Origin of the sequence: Microcystis sp. MC19, assembly GCF_003019735.1 — a bacterium.
Taxonomy (GTDB): domain Bacteria; phylum Cyanobacteriota; class Cyanobacteriia; order Cyanobacteriales; family Microcystaceae; genus Microcystis.
This window is the reverse complement of the sequence record NZ_CP020664.1, coordinates 2,825,194-2,844,475: the sequence shown is the minus strand read 5'-3', so window position 1 is coordinate 2,844,475 and position 19,282 is coordinate 2,825,194. Positions and strand designations below refer to the sequence as shown.

The window sequence follows — 19,282 nt, the reverse complement described above, 5'->3', positions numbered from 1 at the left end:
GATTTTTCACTTTTAATCTTAAACTCCCTGGGGCAACGGTCAAACCGCGACGAGAAGGCCGTTTGTGATCTTGTCGATTTCCCCAATACGGTAATCCGTAAATCGGCCAGAGCTAGACTTTTTCCCCGACTAAAATAAAATAGGGGGGAGAATAACTATCGACGATAAGCAGTTTTAAGATTATGGGATTCTTTGACTCAGAAGTGGTTCAACAGGAAGCTAGACAGCTATTTGAAGATTACCAGTCTCTCACACAACTGGGCAGCGAGTACGGGAAATTCGATCGAGAGGGTAAAATCATCTTTATCGATAGGATGGAGGAGTTAATGGAACGCTACAAGATATTTATGAAGCGTTTCGAGTTATCTGAGGATTTTTCCGCCCAAATGACCGTAGAACAGCTAAAAACCCAATTAGGTCAATTTGGTATGACTCCGCAAATGATGTTCGACCAAATGCAGCAAACCCTTGAGCGGATGAAGGCAGAAATTCGCTAAAATTGCCGATATTTATCGGGTATTGGCTGTCTTCTGCCCGATAATACTCTCTCGCTGTTTACTGCTCGGAAAATTGGGGTTTCTGCGGGTTTTCGAGAACGATGATCTAATAATTTTAACTAGGTTAGCTGATGAACTCCAGGCCAGATTCAGAAGAAAATATTGAGCCACCTCAGTATAGTGAAAAAACTAACCGCATTCAGGCAATCAGTCAACTGATTAAGGCGATAACCCCGTTAATTTGGGCTATAGTTGTTCTAGTGGTTATCGTGCCTCTTTTAGGGAAAATTTGGCTAGGAACTGCTGGCAATGAACCGTTAAAAACTAGGGTTGCTACCGAAACTAACCTAGAGATTCCCATCACTATACCCGAAAAATCGAACGGTCAAATCGATCGGGAGATTAGCCAAGCTTTACAGACAGCGAGAGCAAATTCTCAAACCTTTGCCCTAGTACAAATTGAGGCATGGGTGCAGGAGTTGATGACACGAGTAGATCAGAGTTTTCTGCCTTGGTATTTTAACTATTTCAATCAAAAACAATTTGAGGGCAAGGCCTTTTTAAGCGGATTATACTCCTCGATCGCTCACTGGGTCAATACAGATAATCCACCCGCAGAACAGGTGGTGGCAGAAAATTTGACCAAAACTATTCAAACCGAGTTTACCAAACGGGTAATCCGTCCCCAAGAGGCCCAATTGCGTCTAGAGAGAATTACTAGGGATACTGTTAGTTTATATGTCAATAATTTAAGCAATGAATTAGCGAATATTCAGGCCAGTTATCAAATTCCCCAAGGCAAATGGGATCGTTATCTTAGCGATATAGCCGTAACAATTCAAGATACCGAGGGCAATATTTCTAACACATCAATCAAACTTTTAGTCGGTGGTGCCACTGCTTTAGGAGTTAAATCTCTGGTCCCAGTGATGAAAGTGGGCAGCACAGTTTATTTGTCCCTAGCGGGAAAAACGGGCGCAAAAATTGCCACTAAAACCGGTGGAGCAGTAGCAAGTAGTTTTGGGGCAGAATTAATCGATCCAATCGTGGGAATTGGTTTGATAGTTTGGGATTTATGGGACTATCAGCACCGGGTAAACATTGAACAACCGATTCTGCGGGATGCCATTTTTAATTATTTACAAGAAGTCAAATACGATCTAGTCAATAACCATCAAGGTAGCGTCCTTTCATCTATTTATCAAATTGAAGCCAGTGTCAATAAATCCCTAGGCAGAACCTATTAATGTATCTTTTCACTTTCCAAGGTTTATTAACACAAGTTTAGATACTTTAAAAATGAAACTTAGAGTAAGATTTGAATCTAGAAAAATTGACTCAGCTTTGAGGTGAATTTACCGATTGTGGAATCAATTTGAAAATGGCTTATTTCGTTTTTGTAAATATAATAGTCGAGACATAAATTTTTTGATTGATTTATTAATAATTTTAATTTCTCTTCCCTTTCTTGTTGTTTTTTTATCTATTAGTGAGGACAAAGATTAAAAAGACTATCCCCCATTTCTTATGATTAAATGGCCTTAGCTGCTCATAAAGGTCAAAGGTGTTAAAGGTCTAAAGGTTACTGCCAACCGCGCAAATTAAAATAACCCAGATAAAAATCGCCCCCTTGATCTGCTAATAAACTTTTCTGTAAAATTGGCCATAAATGGGACTCAATATTATCAAAAATGCGCAGCATATTTTTAATCCGTAGGGTGCGCTCTTCGATAGCGTAACGCACCGACAATTGTGGTGGGTGATTTTGGTTATGGTGGTGGGTTACGCGTTGCTAACCCACCCTACTGAATTACTTAATCCAAACCGTTTTAACGTTGACAAATTCGCGAATGCCTTCCACACTTAATTCCCGGCCAAAACCAGAACGTTTAATACCCCCAAAGGGTAAGCGAGGATCGGATTTAACCATACCGTTAATAAACACACAACCGGCCTCAATTTCGGTAATTAAATGCTCAATTTCTTCGGGGTTATTCGTCCAGGCACTAGAACCTAAACCAAAGGGACTATCATTAGCTAAAGCGATCGCTTCCTCGATATTTTTGACTCGAAATAGTAAAGCCACAGGCCCGAAAAATTCCTCTTTTTCCCCCGGAGAACCGGCGGGAATATCGGTTAAAATCGTCGGTAGATAGAAGTTACCTTTTCCCTCTAAACGCTGACCCCCCACAAGGACTCTACCACCCATAGCGACGGTTTTTTCCACTTGAGCGGCAATTTCCGAGACGATCGATACCGTGGCCAAGGGACCGATATCAACGGTTTCATCGAGGGGATCACCCACTTTTAAAGCTTGGAATTTGGCCACTAATAACTGTTCAAATTGATCGGCGACAGTTTCCATAACAATAAACCGTTTAGCGGCGATACAAGTCTGACCATTATTTAACAATCTTGCCGTCACTGCCGTAGCCGCTGCCGCCTCGATATCGGCACTATCTAAAACGATAAAAGGATCACTACCTCCCAACTCTAAAACCACTTTTTTGATCTGTTTTCCCGCCGCAGCCGCTAAACTGATCCCCGCCGGTTCACTACCGGTTAAAGTGGCGGCTTTTACCCGTTCATCGTTAATTAAATCACTAACGCGATCGGCCCCGATCAAAAGAGTTTGAAAAGCAGCTTCGGGAAAACCGGCTTCTAATAAAATTCTTTCCACCGCTAAAGCTGATTGAGGGACATTAGAAGCGTGTTTGAGTAGGCCGACATTTCCCGCCATTAAAGCGGGTGCAGCAAAGCGAAATACTTGCCATAAAGGGAAATTCCAGGGCATAACCGCTAAAATCACCCCTAACGGTTGATAACGGACAAAACTGCGACTAGCATCGGTGGCAATCGGCACATCTTCCAGATAACCGGCGGCATTATCGGCATAAAAACGACAAACCAAGGCACATTTGAGAACTTCTGCGATCGCTGACTTGATTGGTTTCCCCATCTCTAAAGTCATGGTTGTAGCCAATGCTACTTGATCCCGTTCTAAAATATCCGCCGCTTGCCGTAACCACTGTCCCCGTTGACTGATGGCGGTGCGGCGATACTGCTGAAAAGTCGCCTCAGCTAAGGCCAATTTCGCCGCCAATTCCTCCGAGGTTAGAGGGGTAAAAGTCTTGAGAATTTCTCCCGTGGCAGGGTTAACTGAAGCGATACCCATATCCCAATTGTCTCCTATCGAGGGCTATATCTCTAGTTTAGTTCTCCGGTTGTACCGCTGCTCACACTAATTTGGCGATCGGGATTAGGATTCAGGAGTCAGGAGATAGGAGTCAGGAGATAGGGTGATGGGGTTTTGGGGTGATAGGGTTTTGGGGTGATAGGGTGATGAGACAGCTTCCCCACTTCCCACTTCCCACTTCCCACTTCCTAATTCATAATTCTCATTTCCCCAACCCCCAACAGCTAAAACCCATCTATACGGCGCTGCTGACATAATTCGATCGCTAATTGGATCGCCGCTTGCATACTCTGGGGTCTAGCGATGCCAAGACCAGCGATATCAAAAGCCGTACCGTGGTCTGGAGAGGTGCGAACAAAAGGTAAACCGATGGTAGTATTAACAGCACAGTCAAAAGCCATTAATTTGACGGGAATTAGGCCCTGATCGTGGTATAATGCCAGATATGCGTCGGCGGGTTGCCCTGCACCGCTAAACCAAGCGCGTCCCGGTTCCACCCAAAGCGTATCGGGGGGGACAAGGCCGATTAATTGGGTTTGCGGGTATTTCTGTCCCATTGACTGCAGCCAAGGCTGTAACCAGTCCTTTTCTTCCCTTCCCAGTTTTCCCGCTTCGCCACTGTGGGGATTAAGGCCGGATATGGCGATTTTTGGGCGATCGATGCCGAAATCTAGCTTTAAAGACTCGATCAATAGGTCTAGTTTTCGGGTCATCAGATCGGGGTTAAGAGTATCGGGAACTTCTCGCAGGGGGATGTGGGTAGTGGCGAGGAGAGTGCGTAAGCTATAGCCAGTGTGAGGGGATTTAGCGACGAATAGCATCCCATAACGGTTAATTCCCGCCATGGTAGCTAAAACCTCCGTTTGACCGGGGAAATCATAACCAGCCAACTGCCAACAGGATTTGGCAATCGGACCGGTGACAATACCGTCAAATTCGCCCTTGAGGGTGCGTTTTATGGCTTCTTGCAGGTAAAGAAAGCTAATTTCACCACTATGGGCATCCCCACGCCCGCAAACGATTTTTTCTTGATTGTAGGGCAAATCGATCAGAGAAAAGCGATCGAGGAGATGGGGATCGTGATAGGCTTTTTCGAGAAGCGTTCTGGTGCCGATTAGAGTAATCTGACAAATAGACGAGATTGGGGAATCGGCGATCGCTTTCAACACCACTTCAGGGCCGATCCCGGCGGGATCACCGACGGGGATAACTAGACGGGGAATAAAATAGGCGGATTCCATAAATTTTGGCCGTCAAGATGGCTAATTCTCCCGATTAATCTGATCGTTGACAATTATCAGGAGGGAATAAATCAGTAAACAATCTTCAGTTTACTGTAATCTCATGGCGATAGATAGTAACTTTAGGCAAATTAAATTTTTTAACTTTTCTGTTTTCTTATTGCCCAAATTAGCCAGATTGTTGTAAGCTTATGACCCAACTACAACCCGATATATTCGTTAACAACCGTCCCGATACCGATGGAGACGAGGAAGAAGACTACTTCGATTATTTTTATGATGAACCGGGTAGTGAACCGGGGACATTAATTATCGAACCGGATGCCAAACCCTCGCGGATTATTTTAATTGACTACGATGAAGATAACGCCATTCGCAAGGTGGATATTACCCCCAATGCTTGCGCCCCCTATATTGGCACAAATACCGTGTCTTGGATGGATATTCAAGGGTTAGGTAGTGAGACGGTTTTAAAACAAGTAGGGGAAATTTTTAATCTGCATCCTTTATTATTAGAAGATGTGGTTAATGTGCCGCAGCGTCCCAAGTTAGAGGACTATAACAATCAATTGTTAGTGATTTCTCAGATGGTGCGACTGAAAGAAGATGAAAGCGGTTTTGATACAGAACAGGTCAGTTTTGTCTTGGGAAAACGCTATCTTTTGAGTTTTCAAGAGGAGGAATTACAGGACTGTTTTGAGATAGTCAGAGATCGAATTCGCACTTCCCAGGGACGAGTACGAAAATCGGGGGCGGATTATTTAACCTATTTATTATTAGACACGATTATTGATGGTTATTTTCCCGTGGTAGAACACTACGAAGATCGGATTGAGGCTTTGGAAGATATGATCATTAGTAATCCCGATCGAGATACTATGCAGGAAATCTATGATGTCCGTCGGGAATTATTGGCACTGCGTCGCTTAATTTGGCCGATGCGAAATGTCCTACATCTACTGATGCGTGACCATCATGGTATAGTCAGCGATGAAGTACAAATTTATTTTCGGGATTCCTACGACCACGTCATTCAAATTCTGGAAATTATCGAAGCTTATCGAGAATTAGCGGCGAGTTTGATGGATGTTTATATGTCCACTATGGGCAATAAATTAAACGAAATTATGAAGTTTTTAACCGTAATTTCAACCATTTTTATTCCCTTAACTTTTATCGTTGGTGTCTATGGCATGAACTTTGAGAATATGCCAGAATTAAAAGGAGAATGGAGTTATTTTATTGTTTGGTTAATCATGTTAGCCGTAGCGGGAGGCTTGATTTTCTACTTCTGGCGCAAAGGTTGGTTTAAACCAATTTATTCCCTGAAAGAGGAAGCAAAAAGTTAGTTAACGAAGACAGGAGGCAGGAGGCAGGTTTTGGGGTTTTGGGGTTTTAGGGTTTTAGTTCAATTTCCCCACCTCCCCAATTCATAATTCAGGTTCTTCCGAACTTACACTGTAGAAAATTCCTCAAGCTCCCTCTCTGCACAGCAATGCTCTAAAGTTGATAAATATCAATCTGACAAAAACTCAAAGCCTTAGTATATAAACTTTACAAGCATGAGTTGTTGATAGTTTTACATGACAGGTTCGGTAGAGCCATAATTCATAATTCATAATTCATAATTCATAATTCCCACTTCCCACACCCGACGACAAACTTTTTCAGCCAACCCTAATTATTCCACCACAAATGCGAGGATTTGGCCTTGGTAACTGCCGAAGCGAATCTGTAAACCGGACTCTAGGGGAACTTCTTGGTTATGTACCTGCTTCCAGTGGCCATCTTGGTAGATAAAAGTACCAAAACGGGAGAAATCTTCGAGAAAGTATTGATAGTCTGAATCATCGGGTTTTTTACGGCAAATGATCCGACAATGGTTTTTACTAACCCATTTTTCAGGGACCTGTAGATCATTTTCCATGTCCCTTCCTATATTCATGCCACCACCACGGATTGACCATTTTCTTTCGGGATGATCGAGATAGTATAAGAAAGCGGCGGGCATGGTTCCGGAGACATTGGGCATAACCGTCGGTGATTGAGTCTCATCAAAGGTTTGCAGCAATTGCCCGTCGAATTCCGGGTGCATATAGAGAATCGGCAAAGTCCAAGCAGGCTGATTGTACTTGTAGAGGGTTAATAACTGCTGCCTGGCGATGCGAACGGCCTGATCGATAGGGACTCGCGGACTTGGAAGCAACTTAGATATCTGTGCTTCTTTGTCTTTGAAACCGAGGAGGCTGCGGGTAAAAACTTCGATAAAACTCAAGGCCTCGCGATCTGCGATCGCATCTCGCATGGCCAAAACTGCGGGAACGCCATGGTGAATCAAGACTTCCGCCAGACTGCTGCGGGGGATCATCTCCTGACCTGATTTAGCGGGATAAGCACCCCAACAGGCATTAAAAACCGTTAAAATAACTTGATTTCTCACCAAAGCTTGGGCTAACTCCGTCCCGTTTAGCTGTTCCCCCGGCCGCAGAAATAGGGAACCGCCATTGGGGGCGGCCATTCCGTGACCAGCGTAGAAAAAAGCTTGATATTTACCCGTATCCAAGGCCCGGGTTAGTTCTTTCGCCCCCGGTCGAATTAGGGTATCGACTTTGACTTTCACTCCCGAATTCTGGAGGGAACCACTGGGGGAGATGGCCTGGATGAGATTGGCGGCCTCGGATTCCAGTGCCTGGTCGGGATTAGTTTCTCCACCCGTATTAATGGCGGTGAGGTTGAGGGAACTAGCGGCGGGTTTAATCTGTTTTTCGCCGATAACTAAGAGAATATTGAGACTATTACTTGGTTTTATCGGTGGCAGTGGGTCCACATCGCTGGTGGTGCGGCTAAAGAGTATATTCGGATGCAGAGATATGGCCTGTTTACCCGCTTGCTGCATAATTTCCCAGGGCAGCAGAATTAAATAGGGATTGCGACATTCCAAGCGAATTCGCAGGGGCTGATTTTTGCCGAGGGCGATTCCCTGACTTTGGGCAAAACTTTGACTAATTGATGCTTGAAATAACCATTGCCAGAGACTAATACCTAGTTTCTGCATCAATTGACCGCCATAACTGCCGCCTTCTCCCGCAAGAATCAGTTTAGGTGGAGAATTTCCCTCTAATTGCTCTAACATCGGCAAGGGAGGCATTTTTTGCAGACAGAACATTTCCTGCCATGCCATCCATTCCGAGGTTAGACTCCCGGTCCATTCACAGTCATGATGCACATATCCCCCCGGTAGGGGTGCTTTCGTCACCCAACGGGCGAAGTTATTACTCGTGGCTAAACTAGAGATCGCTAAATTTAGACTAGGGATGGCATCATCGGTCATTGTGGTTATTTAGAAGTCTGAAGTCTATAGAATCTTATTCTAGAGGATTTCTGAAAGCTAAGGAAGAGTATTAAGTTACCAATAAACAACAAAGTTCGATAATTTTGGTTTGCAACGTTGCCAAAGGTTCTGCACCCCGCTTGAGACGATATTCTAATTCGAGAAGTATGGGCAAGGTGGCCAGAAGTTGTTTAGAAGAAAAGGATTGTATCTCTTTGCGAATGAAATATAGTCGCTTGGGATTGGCAATTTCGGCGGCGGCGGCGATATTTTTCTCGTCTTTTTCTCCTTCTTCAATTTTTAATTTCACTATTGCCCAAGTGCGAAATTGACCCCCTAGGGTGGCGGTGATAGCCAAGGGGTTCTCGTTGCGATTTAATAATTCATTAACTAATTCTAGGGCCTTGCCTGTCTCCCGTTTTAAAATCGCACTGGCTAACTGTAGGCTGCTTTGATTGCTGGCGTTGACTAAGCTTAAAATGTCCTTTTTGTCAATAGTTGCCGCCGAATTATTTTTAAATAAACGCAGTTTTTCTAACTCCATCCACAGCAAGCGGCTGTTATTTCCCACTGATTCAGCTAAGAGTTCGATCGCATCAGGAGTTAATTTTACTCCCACTTCTTTGGCAATTTCCCTAACTCTTTGGGCAATTTCCTCGACTTTCCAAGGGGGAATTAGTTCAAATTCTCGAACCTCTGCCTGATTTTGGATAAACTTGCTCGATTTTAAGCGGGAGTCTGGTTTTTTGGCACTGGTTAATAACAGATAGGAATTTTCGGGTAAATTGGGCAAAGTGCGCTGTAATTCCTTGAAAACATCCTCGGAACATTGTTGACAAATCACCGTATCGGCTAACCAAACTAAACGATTTCCCAGGCCGAAAACTGGAGTCATCGCTTGATTAAGGGCCTCGATAATTGCCTCATTACGATCGCCATTGATTTGATCATAATTAAACTGTATCCAATTGGGATCGAGAAGTTTTGCTTGCAGATTTTTCACCGCTTGTTTAATAGCAAATTCATCTTCTCCCCAATAAAATATTGTCGGCATAAGTTTTTTGAGGTGTTACTATTACCCATTTTGCCAGATTTTTACAGTTTTGTCAGCACTACCACTAATTAAATATTTCCCATCGGCACTAATTACTAAAGATAACAGTTTTTCTGTGGGTTGATCAAGGGTTGCTAATTTTCCTTTGCTTGTTAAAGACCAAAACTTAATCATTTGATCCGAAAGCTTGTTTAGAGGATAAACCCAGAATTTCCTAATATTGAGGCTGGCTATTCATAAACACAGGTGAAGACGATCTGACTCGATAATTTTGAAAATTAATCAAAAAATAGACTCGATCGACCCCAAATAACGCACAATAAAAAAGGAAATGTCAAAGGAGAATCGCAAATGTTGCCCTATATCCTAGCGGTCGTTGTGGGATTGAGTAGTCTGTACCTCCTCACCACCGCTTTTATCGCCCCCGATCGCCACCGTCAAGATGATTTTCTCTGGAGTGCGGTAGGATTATTCTATGCCCTTGTCCTCTGGTTGTGCGCGGGAAGGATTACAGGCACTATCCTCCTCGGACAAGCTGCTGCGGCCATATTATTTATCGCTTTTGCTTGGCAAACTCTCAAACTCAGACAAGCACTTTTTTATCCCGACAAACCGGTTAAATTATTTACTATTGTCGGTTGGTTAGGCAATCGTCTCGGCAAAGTTACTCCCTCCCAATCCCCTAAAACTAAAGCTAAACCTGAGAAAGTAGCAGCAAAAGTTAAAGAAACGGTTAAAGAAACGGTGGACCCCGTTATAGAAAAAGCCGCGGCTATCGGGGAAACTATTACAGAATCAGTGACAGAAATTGAGGAAAAAGCTCAAGAAACGGTTGCCCCCGTTGCCGAAAAAGCCGCAGCTATCGGGGAAACTACTACAGAATCAGTGACAGAAATTGGGGAAAACCCCGCAGAAATTATTGATGATGAAGAAACTTTCGATGATTTCGATGATTTTGATTTTGTCACAGAAGAGATCAACCCTTCCGAAAATACCCCAGAAATTCCCCCAGAAATTCCCCCGACTGAACCTGTGGCTAATGTTGAAGTCGAAACTATTGCTGTTAGCGAAATGGTGATTATTGAAGTTACCGAGGAAAATTTGCCCCCAGAAGAAACCATCAGAGAAGATACTCCCCCAGAAACTCGCTCAAAAAGGGAAGAAAATCCCCCCCCATCGGATTAAAAGTTAAGATTATTTAGCGGGTGGTTTAGGCAATAATTACTCAAAAAATTAACTAATTAATTTAACCTTTGCCCCCACCCAGTCAAACCAAGTTGACAATATGACTTGAAAAATTAATTTAATTCGATGGTTTTATTTTCCCATTACACAGGGATAGTGCTTCTCGTTTTTCGGGACGAGTCCTGAGATAATCTTCTAGCCAAAAACAACCTCGATCGAGCAATTTTTGTAAATAATTATATTCTGTTTCTAAGGGCCAGCGATGCTTTTGACCATCCCTAGCAATAATCACAATCTCTTGACCATCAGGACTAAAAGTGATCCCATAGACGATATCTTCTTCTATTTTAAACTCGGAGCGCAAATTTCCGTCCCTGTCCCAGCGTCTAGCTGTACCATCCCTTGAAATAGCAGCGATTTTTTCACCATCGGGACTAAAACTAACTCCATAAACGGGAAAAGAATCGGTTTTAATCTCCTTTAAAAGATTGCCCTGTAAATCCCAAATTTTAATCTTTCCCCGAGTAGCGGTAGCAATTTTTTGATGATCAGGAGAAAACACCAAATCATAGATAATACTATCATCAACTGTCCAAGAATTAATCAATTTAGTCCGATGATTACTTAAATGCCAGTATTCAACTTTTCCCTCGCTTGTTCCCGTGATTATTGCTGTTCCCTCTCCATTAAAAGCAAGACTATAAATCGGTACTTGACTAGCAGTAAATTCTTGAAGCATTGTTCCTTTTTTGCTCCAGATTTGTACTTTTCCATTTCTTCCTGTAATCGCTATCTGATTATCATCAGGATGAAAAGCTATACTATAGATTGAGCGCATTTTTGTGGCAAATTCTCTAATTTTTTTTCCCTGGGAATTGAGTAAAGTAATTTGACCATCTTTGTTAGCAATAGCGATAATATTGCCCTGGGAATTAATGCTAACACTGGTATTATCGGTCCTAGCTTGATTTAAATTGTTCAGCTGCCAAATTTTAGCCGTTTCATCACTCGATCCAGTTACCACCTCTTTTCCATCTTGACTAAATACAGCAGTAAAAACTGATTCTTGATGTCCTCTAAGAGTAGTTATTTCTTCCCCTTGCATTCCCCAAATTTTAGCACTACCGTCACTAGATGCAGTAATTATAAACTTGCCATCAGGACTAAAATTAACACTGTTGACAAAATCTTGATGTCCCCGGAAAGTAGCTATTAAATTTCCCTGTAAATCCCAGATTTTAGCAGTTTTATCGGCCGCTGCTCCGGCAATTTTTTGACCGTCGGGACTAAAATTAACACTATAAAAAGCCTCAATATTTTCTTGACCTAAACTCAAGATAATTTTACCTGATAAATCCCAGATTTTAATCGTACCATCCCGGGAAGCGGTGGCAATTTTTTGACCGTCGGGACTAAAACTAGCTGCATCTATCGATCTTTTATGTCCCTTAAATACCTGTAAAGTTTCACCTGATAAATTCCATAATCTAGCGGTTTTATCCCTGGAAGTGGTGACAATTTTTTGACCATCGGGACTAAAACTAACACTATAAACTGATTCTTGATGGTCAGGATAGGTGACTAAATTTTGCCCTTGCAAGTTCCAAATTTTGGCGGTTTTATCTTCGGAAGCGGTAGCAATTTTTTGACCATCGGGACTAAAACTAACACTATAAACTGCTCCCTGATGACCTGTCAAAGTTTGAATATTCTCACCTTTTTGATTCCAAATTTTTACCGTTCCATCTTGAGAAGCAGTGGCTATTTTTTGACGATCAGGACTAATACTAACACTATAAATAGTTCCCCGGTGTCCTTGCAGTTGGTTTTTTTCTTGAATACGATCTAAAATTTGTTGTAGGGTAATAATTGGACTGGTAGCGGGATATTTACTCAAGGTTTGCCCATCAGTAACGATATTTTTTAAACTATTGACTGCTTGCATCGCCGCAATTAAAGATTCTAATTGTTCAAATTTAAATTGTTGCCAATCACTATCACCCTTGCGCTGTAATTGAATACCTAATTGAGCGGTTTCTACTTGCTGCCACGCTTGTTTTACCTGAATAAAAGCTAAGAGAGAACCCAAAAGAGAAGCAATTAAAATTACCGAGCCAATTTGAATTCTTTTCGTAGCTTTTTGGTGAGCAATTGCTAGAATTTTATTAGCTTGCTTCTGAGTTTCTAGGCTAATTTCTGCCTCTCTTTTATCGAGATTTTGACTAGCAGTTAAAAACTGATAATCAATATTACTTAAGCTTTTCCCCTGAGACCAATCGAGGGCATTATTTAAAGCTTTTCCGCGTAAAAGCCGCGATTCATCGGTATAATTAGACTGTTGCCAAGCGGCGATTGCTTCTGAGTAGGGACGCAATTGCTCTAATTGTTTTTCCACCCAATTGAGATTAAATATTTCTCGATAAATAGGATTATAAACTACTAATTTATTATCCTTTTTTACCACTAACCCCGATAACCTTAATTCCCCTTGTTCTGGACTATCATCGCACAGGATTGATCCCTTTTCTAAAATTTGTTGATAGATACCTAACAAACGACCGGCTTTGTCTTGATTTCTTAACAAGCGATCGGCAATAGTTCGCAAATGAACTGGCTCATCTTGAGATTCCCAATTATTAATAATTCTCTCTTTGATCAGCGTCTCAATATCTAAATTAGTTTCCCGCAATAGCTGACAGATTTTCTGGGTTAAAAATGGCTGTCCTCCCGTCCAAAAAATAACTTTTTCTAAGCAGTCGGGTTGATAATTACTTTGACTGGATAATCCTGCGGCTAAAGGAGCAATTTCTGCCAGATTAAATCCCGTTAATTCGATCGCCTGGCCGATATTAAAAGATGTTTGGGTCTTTTCGCGAATTAAATCTGCTGGGGTAGCCACACCGAATAAAGCAAAAGTAATTCTTTCATACTGGGTATTTTCTGCCCTTTGGTTATAACAATAACGAATCAGGGAAAAAAAGTCATCTAGAGAAAACTGTAAACTGAGAATTTTATCAATCTCGTCAATAAAAATATATATTTTCTCTCCCCGACAATAAACTAATAAAACTTCCTCAATAAATTGTCCCAAACGCTGCACGGGGGGTAAATCCTCTCGCTCGCGCAACCAGGATTTAAGATTAATTTTTCCCGTCAGATTAAATCCTAAAAACAAACGGGTGATCACGCCGTTATACCATTGGGATAAATTATCATTGCTACCAATACTGGTTATATCTACGGACGCGCAATCCATGCCCAATTGCTGTAAAATATGGGTTACTCGTACCCTTAAACTGGATTTGCCCATCTGACGACAGTTAAAAATGTAGCAAAATTGACCATTTTTTAACGCTGTTAACAGTTCTTGATCGGCATTTCTCTCGATATAGGTAGGATGGTTATAGGCAAGACTACCCCCGACACGATATTGATAATTCATTATCCTTAAACAAAGTTATTTCAATGTCACCAACAGAAATAAAATAGACAATTCTGATTTAGATATCTATAATGCAAGGATAATCGCTATTGACAACCTATCCCCAAGGCAATTATGAAGAAAACTTTTTTCACCTCCATGGCCATTAGTGCTACCCTCGTCAGTAGCATTGTTTTAGGTACTCTTGATGCCGGCAGTGCCTCCGCTTGTGCTTTCGCTAAAGGTAAAAGCATTTTTGGCAGCAATCACACCCTCCCTGTGGATGCTAACAAACTTATTTTAGGGGTTGCCGGTGCTACGGGAGCAATCACCGTAGCTGGTGTTTTAACCTACCGTCGTTTTCACTCCGGGCAGCCTCCCGAAGATGCCACCGCTAACCTGCCGGCGGTATTTTCTATCCCCATTCCCCCCGCAGCTTTAAACGTGGCAGTGGTGACGGAAGAAGCGGCAGAAACCAGCAAAATCTCCTAAAAATCCGCTAGATTCCCTCAAAAAAGGTGTTGGCATCCCCGCAGATTTCCCGCTAGGCAACACCTTTTTCTGCCTAATTGTGTCCCAGTTATCAGAATTTTCAGCGATTTTTAAGTTATGTTAAAAGGTACAACCCTACCACCAGAGGTAAAGATGGGCAACTATACCACATTTTCTGACACCCCATTTCACAAAGAGCATCACACTTGGGAGCATTTAAAACAAGCCATCGCCGCTAGTTCGGGTTTTCGGCGTTGGCAGCAAGAACAACTAGAATCAGGTAAAAATAGAGACGATGCTGATGCTCGCATTTGTTCCTATCTACGGGAAACTTTAGAAACTTTAGCCTACTAGATTGATGCTCCCCAGCTATGACGGCATGGGGACTTTTTTGTCCGTTTAAGCTAATTGGCGGGCCCTATTTTCTGCGAGCTTCGTAACCCAATAACCAGACAAAAGCGACAATTAAAGGCAGGAAATAATAAATAGCTCGATAGGCGATTAAAGAACCTAAAAGCTCGCCATTAGATACATATTCGGGCCGTAATCTCAGCATGATAAACTCAAAAACACCTATCCCCCCCGGCACATTGCTTAATACCCCTGCGGTCATGGCAAATACATAGAGACCGAAAAATCCTAAAAACGAAGTATTGTAGTTGACGGGGAGAAGAAGATATAGAACTCTAGCCGCTAATATCCAATCGATAAAAGTCACCAAAATCAAAGCCAGGGAAAGATTCCAAGAGGGTAGATATATATTTTCTTTGCCGACTTTTATGGGTTTTTTATAGGTGAGAGCCAAGAAAAAATAGCCAGTAACCAGCAATAAAAAAATTATTCCTAAAGGTTTAGTAGTTAAGAAAGGTAATTTTAAAAGTTGGGGAATCCGTTGGGGATCAAGGAGGAAACTTAACCCACCAATGCCTAACATTCCTAACCAAAAGCTTAAATGGGTAAAAGTGATAACTTTGGCAATATCCACCACCCCCACCCCCGCAGGAGTATAGAAACGATAACGGATCGCAGTTCCAGAAAATAAGGTTAAACCAATGGTATTACCAAGAGCATAACTGATAAAAGCAGTACGGATAATAGTGCCTAAAGCTAAGGGATGATTAATATAATAAAAACCTAGGCGATCATAACCCGTCATCGACAAATAACCCAAGGCCATGCAAAAAATAGCTTCTAGCTTATGACTTGTGGTAATATGATTTAAACTGTCCAACAGTTGGGCGAAAGTGTCGTGTTTAAATTCTTGACTAATTGCCCAGACCGCTAGAATAAATAAACTTAAAGAGAGGATAATCGGAGCAAAACGCAGGATTTTTTTATACATCTTACTTTTTACGAATTACTTTTGTCCCATTAAAATTTATGAAAAAATCAAAGGTAGATCTAGCCAAACGTCTAAATCGATCCCGAAAAAGGAAATATAATAAATTCCTGACTTCCTCCTTATATTTAACAAGCATTCTGGTTTTGTCTTATCTAGTTTACCTTAATCTGCCTTGGTCTTTCCATCTTTTTATGCGTTGGGTGACTAAAGGGGGTGATTTAGACAAAATTCCCGCCAAATTTTATGCAGAACTTAATCAATTGTGTTTGAGGGCCGATAGTGGGGGGGAAGTAAGAACGAGAAACTATAGAGAACATACAGAAATCGCCGAATCTCTCGGTACATTTAGATGTACTTTAGTTAATGGTGGTCAAGAATGGTTAATAGAAGATTATAAATCTTTTAGTGCTGCCGATGAAGCGATTTTAGGCACTCAGTTAGCGGTTTTTATCACCGAGATTTTAGGAACAGATTATAGTTATAGAATTCGCGCTTATATTCCCAATACTAAGTATCAAGCAACTTCTGAAACCAAATTCTAGACTAGGGATGGGTGCAGAACCCATCCTTAGAAAAAAATTAGGTTTCCGATACGGGTTTCGGTCGGGAAGGCCTAGGAAGGGGAGATTGTCCGGGGGTAAAAGGTCGTTTTTCTCCTTCCCCTTCCAGTTGAGAATATCGATCGACCGGGGGACGACGATTTTTATCAAAAGGCTTTTTAAAACCTCCCTTACCCATCGGTTTTTTCTTGCTGGCAAAACCGAGGTCTAAACCTTCCAAAATAGTTAAGGCATCTCCTTTAAGCTGTACCTGAAAATCCCAAAAACGACTGACCGGTTTACCAGGTAAAGTGCCGCGCAATTTTAGTTTAAAAAACTTGGGTTTGTCCGCTTCAGTTTTGGGCATTTGTCGGATTTTGACCACTACCGCTTGATTTTCCCGTTCGGTAAAGATGACTTCACCTCGAATCGAAAAATAACCAGGGGTAGAAGCGAGGAGCGGTTCTATCTCTGGATCATCCTCCTTTTTCAGGGTTTCTGGTTCCCAAACACCAACAATCTGAACATGAAGGGCATCATTTTCCTGACGGGTGCGCGGATAAACCACCCAAAGATGGGGTTTTTCCAGATCGAGATGATTTTTAACCAAACTGATCACCCGACCGAGAATCACAGAATCGATCAGAGTACCATCGGCAGTTAAAATATTGCCTTTAGTTAATTGTTCCTCCGATCGCTGATAATGGCCATAGACGAGACCGATCGCCCGGTACTGCCGCAGATGACTGGGAGGGGGGATCGGTTGTTGACGTTTGACTTCTTCGGGGGTGGCTGACTCTACGGCTAAATCAGCCTCAGTATGGGGGGATTCAAGGGGGACTTCCTGAATTTCCACTTCAGGGGTCGGGGGGGTTTTCGGTGATTCGGTAAACCGATTCCCAGGACGATTCATATCACACTCCTAGCGGCGGAGACACATAGTAAATTAGTAATCAAGCAAGTCAAAAGCGCGATCTGGGAGGTTACAATAACCCTCTAGGGCGACTCTACTGGCATCTATATATTAAGAACCATGATCTTTTGACTGTCAACCTGGTCAAAACCCTTTTGAGTCTTGACCGTTTGCCCATTGTACTCAATAAAGAGCGGCGAATTCGATCGATCCCTTCATCAAATCTCCAGATTTCCATAACATTTTCCTGTCTGTCCTCTCCCACCCCAGTCTATGAAAGCCTCTCTCTCTAACCGTCGTTGGCTGTCCATCGGTCTCGTCCTCATGTTATTTGCTTTGCTGTCTTTCTCGACCATGCCGCTATTGACTTCTATTCTCAAAAGTCAGCACTCCTCGGGCCAGAGTCATCTGTCCGCAGTCAAACAAGAGGAATTAGCCAGTCAAGCACTGGGTTATCAGATGGTTTTAGAGCGCGAACCCGATAATCAGACGGCTTTACGGGGATTATTAGATACTCGCTTACAGCAGGGTGATTTAAAGCAAGCGATCGAACCTTTAGAAAAATTAGCGCAACTTAACCCCCAACAATCCGATTATCTACTACTTTTGGCGGAAGCGAAACAGCAAATAGAGGACTATGCAGGAGCCACCGGCAGTTATCGCTCCCTTTTAGCCTCCCATCCCCAAGATCTACGGGCCTTGACCGGATTAACTAATTTATTTCTCAGCCAAAACCGCTCGATCGAGGCGATTAGTCTGGTTAAAGAGACGATTGATCGCGCTTTCAAAGCGGCTGCCGATCCCAATAATCCCGCTAGTTCCATCGATATCGTTTCCGTTCAGTTACTTTTAGGCAAAATCTATTTCGAGCAGCAAAATTATCCGGAAGCTTTAAACGCCTATAAACAAGCTCAACAGATGGATGTTAACGATTTCCGTCCGATTTTGGCGACAGCGATCGTACTGAAAGAACAGGGCAAAAATCAAGAGGCTCAACCCCTCTTTCAAGAGGCTCTCAGTCGCGCTCCTTTTGCCTATAGACAGGAGATTCAGACCCTAGCCGAGGAAAATAACAAAATTGAAGCCACAGCCCCTAATCAGTGAGCAGCTTTTTTCTCTCCTCTCCCTTCTCCCCAATTCATAATTCATAATTCATAATTCATAATTCCCTTGAGACTTGACACTGGGGACAAAAATGAGAGGATCGTCCACTTAATTTAATTCTGGCAATAGTTGCACCGCAAAGGCGACAATTTTCGCCAGTACGTCCATAAACCCAGGCCATCGAGCCATAATTGCCATTAACTCCCGTAACGTGGAGAAAATCGCTAAAACTGGTGCCGCCTTCAGCGATCGCCGTTTCCAATACAGAAATAATGTTTTTTGTCAATAAGTCTATTTGCTCAATTTTCAAGAGATTGGCGGCAGTTTGGGGATGGATGCCACTTTTAAAAAGAACTTCATCCGCGTAGATATTGCCAATTCCTGCCACCACATTTTGATCGAGGAGAAAAGTTTTAATCGGACGACGACTTTTTTGACAGTGACTATAGAGGTAATCGGGGGTAAAATTGCGATCAAAGGGTTCCAGTCCCAGTTTTTTGAGACCAGTAATCACGCTTTCTGGGGTTTTATCGGCGGCAATCCACCAAATTTTCCCGAAAGTGCGGGTATCGACAAAACGCAATTCTTGCTGATTGGCAAAAAAGAAGCGTAAGCGCGTATGAATCGGCAGGGGAGTGGTATCTTTTACCCAGAGCAATTGTCCAGTCATACGCAGATGAACCCCGATACTGCTACCATTATCTAAATTGGCGAGGAGATATTTGCCTCGGCGCTGCCAATTGGTAATCGTGGTCTGAGTAATTCCTTGCAGAAAAGTTGCCTCACAATTAGGATAGGCTAGGGTACGCTGTAATAATACTTCCCCACCGATAATTTTTTTGCCTTGGGTAACTTGATTTAATCCGCGACGCACCGTTTCTACTTCTGGCAATTCTGGCATATAAGTGATTGAACAAAATTAAGTTCTTGGTTAGGGTAGGCAAAAGGCAAAAGATAGATAAACAGA

At 42.5% G+C, this 19,282-nt stretch carries 18 protein-coding genes; 8 read left to right on the top strand and 10 right to left on the bottom strand.

All coding sequences use genetic code 11. From position 1 onward, the window contains the following. Positions 1-182: 182 nt before the first annotated feature. A complete protein-coding gene (locus B5D77_RS14390) occupies positions 183-497 on the top strand; it encodes a DUF1825 family protein (RefSeq protein WP_002738222.1) in 315 nt (104 codons plus the stop codon). Between the two features lie 131 nt (positions 498-628). After that, positions 629-1,744, top strand: a complete 1,116-nt coding sequence (locus tag B5D77_RS14385) for a hypothetical protein (RefSeq protein ID WP_106909079.1) — start codon at positions 629-631, stop codon at positions 1,742-1,744. A 563-nt stretch (positions 1,745-2,307) separates the two neighbouring features. On the opposite strand, the gene B5D77_RS14380 is transcribed toward B5D77_RS14385, so the two are convergent. The 3 genes from B5D77_RS14380 to pdxA all read right to left on the bottom strand — a co-directional run bounded on the left by B5D77_RS14380 (position 2,308) and on the right by pdxA (position 4,934). Beyond that, positions 2,308-3,672, bottom strand: coding sequence for an NAD-dependent succinate-semialdehyde dehydrogenase (locus B5D77_RS14380; protein WP_106909078.1), 1,365 nt, complete (start codon positions 3,670-3,672; stop codon positions 2,308-2,310). Positions 3,673-3,756: 84 nt separating this feature from the next. Beyond that, positions 3,757-3,948, bottom strand: a complete 192-nt coding sequence (locus B5D77_RS25900) for a hypothetical protein (RefSeq protein WP_149037221.1) — start codon at positions 3,946-3,948, stop codon at positions 3,757-3,759. Continuing rightward, positions 3,918-4,934 (bottom strand): 4-hydroxythreonine-4-phosphate dehydrogenase PdxA, encoded by a 1,017-nt coding sequence (pdxA, locus tag B5D77_RS14375; RefSeq protein WP_008205857.1) that lies wholly within the window; start codon positions 4,932-4,934, stop codon positions 3,918-3,920. Before pdxA ends, B5D77_RS25900 begins: the two co-directional genes overlap by 31 nt. A 191-nt stretch (positions 4,935-5,125) precedes the next feature. Between pdxA and corA the strand changes: the two genes are divergently transcribed. Then, positions 5,126-6,283 (top strand): magnesium/cobalt transporter CorA, encoded by a 1,158-nt coding sequence (corA, locus tag B5D77_RS14370; RefSeq protein WP_008205859.1) that lies wholly within the window; start codon positions 5,126-5,128, stop codon positions 6,281-6,283. A gap of 332 nt (positions 6,284-6,615) precedes the next feature. On the opposite strand, the gene B5D77_RS14365 is transcribed toward corA, so the two are convergent. From B5D77_RS14365 to B5D77_RS14355, 3 genes are all read right to left on the bottom strand, one after another. Continuing rightward, positions 6,616-8,265, bottom strand: a complete 1,650-nt coding sequence (locus tag B5D77_RS14365) for a CHAT domain-containing protein (protein ID WP_008205860.1) — start codon at positions 8,263-8,265, stop codon at positions 6,616-6,618. Between the two features lie 70 nt (positions 8,266-8,335). Continuing rightward, complete coding sequence (holA, locus tag B5D77_RS14360; RefSeq protein ID WP_106909077.1) at positions 8,336-9,319, bottom strand: DNA polymerase III subunit delta; 984 nt, start codon at positions 9,317-9,319, stop codon at positions 8,336-8,338. A gap of 21 nt (positions 9,320-9,340) precedes the next feature. After that, complete coding sequence (locus B5D77_RS14355; protein WP_008205864.1) at positions 9,341-9,493, bottom strand: WD40 repeat domain-containing protein; 153 nt, start codon at positions 9,491-9,493, stop codon at positions 9,341-9,343. A 177-nt stretch (positions 9,494-9,670) separates the two neighbouring features. Between B5D77_RS14355 and B5D77_RS14350 the strand changes: the two genes are divergently transcribed. Then, on the top strand, positions 9,671-10,504 hold the full coding sequence (locus tag B5D77_RS14350; protein ID WP_106909076.1) for a Ycf66 family protein: 834 nt from the start codon (positions 9,671-9,673) through the stop codon (positions 10,502-10,504). 118 nt (positions 10,505-10,622) lie between these two features. Here the strand turns inward: B5D77_RS14350 and B5D77_RS14345 are convergent, their stop codons facing one another. Next, positions 10,623-13,946: an AAA-like domain-containing protein gene (locus B5D77_RS14345; protein ID WP_106909075.1), complete on the bottom strand. Its 3,324-nt coding sequence runs from the start codon at positions 13,944-13,946 to the stop codon at positions 10,623-10,625. A gap of 114 nt (positions 13,947-14,060) precedes the next feature. Here B5D77_RS14345 and B5D77_RS14340 point away from each other — a divergent pair, with 114 nt between their 5' ends. Continuing rightward, positions 14,061-14,417 carry a hypothetical protein gene (locus tag B5D77_RS14340; RefSeq protein ID WP_008205870.1) on the top strand — a complete coding sequence of 119 codons (357 nt, stop codon included), beginning with the start codon at positions 14,061-14,063 and terminating at the stop codon, positions 14,415-14,417. 117 nt (positions 14,418-14,534) lie between these two features. Beyond that, a complete protein-coding gene (locus tag B5D77_RS14335; protein ID WP_106909074.1) occupies positions 14,535-14,771 on the top strand; it encodes a hypothetical protein in 237 nt (78 codons plus the stop codon). 64 nt (positions 14,772-14,835) lie between these two features. Here B5D77_RS14335 and B5D77_RS14330 read toward each other — a convergent pair whose 3' ends face one another. Then, the gene (locus tag B5D77_RS14330; RefSeq protein ID WP_106909073.1) at positions 14,836-15,759 is read right to left on the bottom strand and encodes a lysylphosphatidylglycerol synthase domain-containing protein; all 924 of its coding nucleotides are present in this window, start codon (positions 15,757-15,759) and stop codon (positions 14,836-14,838) included. Between the two features lie 38 nt (positions 15,760-15,797). Here B5D77_RS14330 and B5D77_RS14325 point away from each other — a divergent pair, with 38 nt between their 5' ends. Further along, the gene (locus B5D77_RS14325) at positions 15,798-16,301 is read left to right on the top strand and encodes a hypothetical protein (RefSeq protein ID WP_008205878.1); all 504 of its coding nucleotides are present in this window, start codon (positions 15,798-15,800) and stop codon (positions 16,299-16,301) included. A 37-nt stretch (positions 16,302-16,338) separates the two neighbouring features. On the opposite strand, the gene B5D77_RS14320 is transcribed toward B5D77_RS14325, so the two are convergent. After that, positions 16,339-17,211, bottom strand: a complete 873-nt coding sequence (locus tag B5D77_RS14320) for a hypothetical protein (RefSeq protein WP_008205881.1) — start codon at positions 17,209-17,211, stop codon at positions 16,339-16,341. 273 nt (positions 17,212-17,484) lie between these two features. On the opposite strand from B5D77_RS14320, the gene B5D77_RS14315 reads away from it, so the two are divergent. Further along, positions 17,485-18,315, top strand: coding sequence for a lipopolysaccharide assembly protein LapB (locus B5D77_RS14315; protein WP_008205883.1), 831 nt, complete (start codon positions 17,485-17,487; stop codon positions 18,313-18,315). A 55-nt stretch (positions 18,316-18,370) separates the two neighbouring features. Here B5D77_RS14315 and B5D77_RS14310 read toward each other — a convergent pair whose 3' ends face one another. Further along, a complete protein-coding gene (locus B5D77_RS14310; RefSeq protein ID WP_008205885.1) occupies positions 18,371-19,216 on the bottom strand; it encodes a DNA-formamidopyrimidine glycosylase in 846 nt (281 codons plus the stop codon). Positions 19,217-19,282 lie beyond the last annotated feature (66 nt).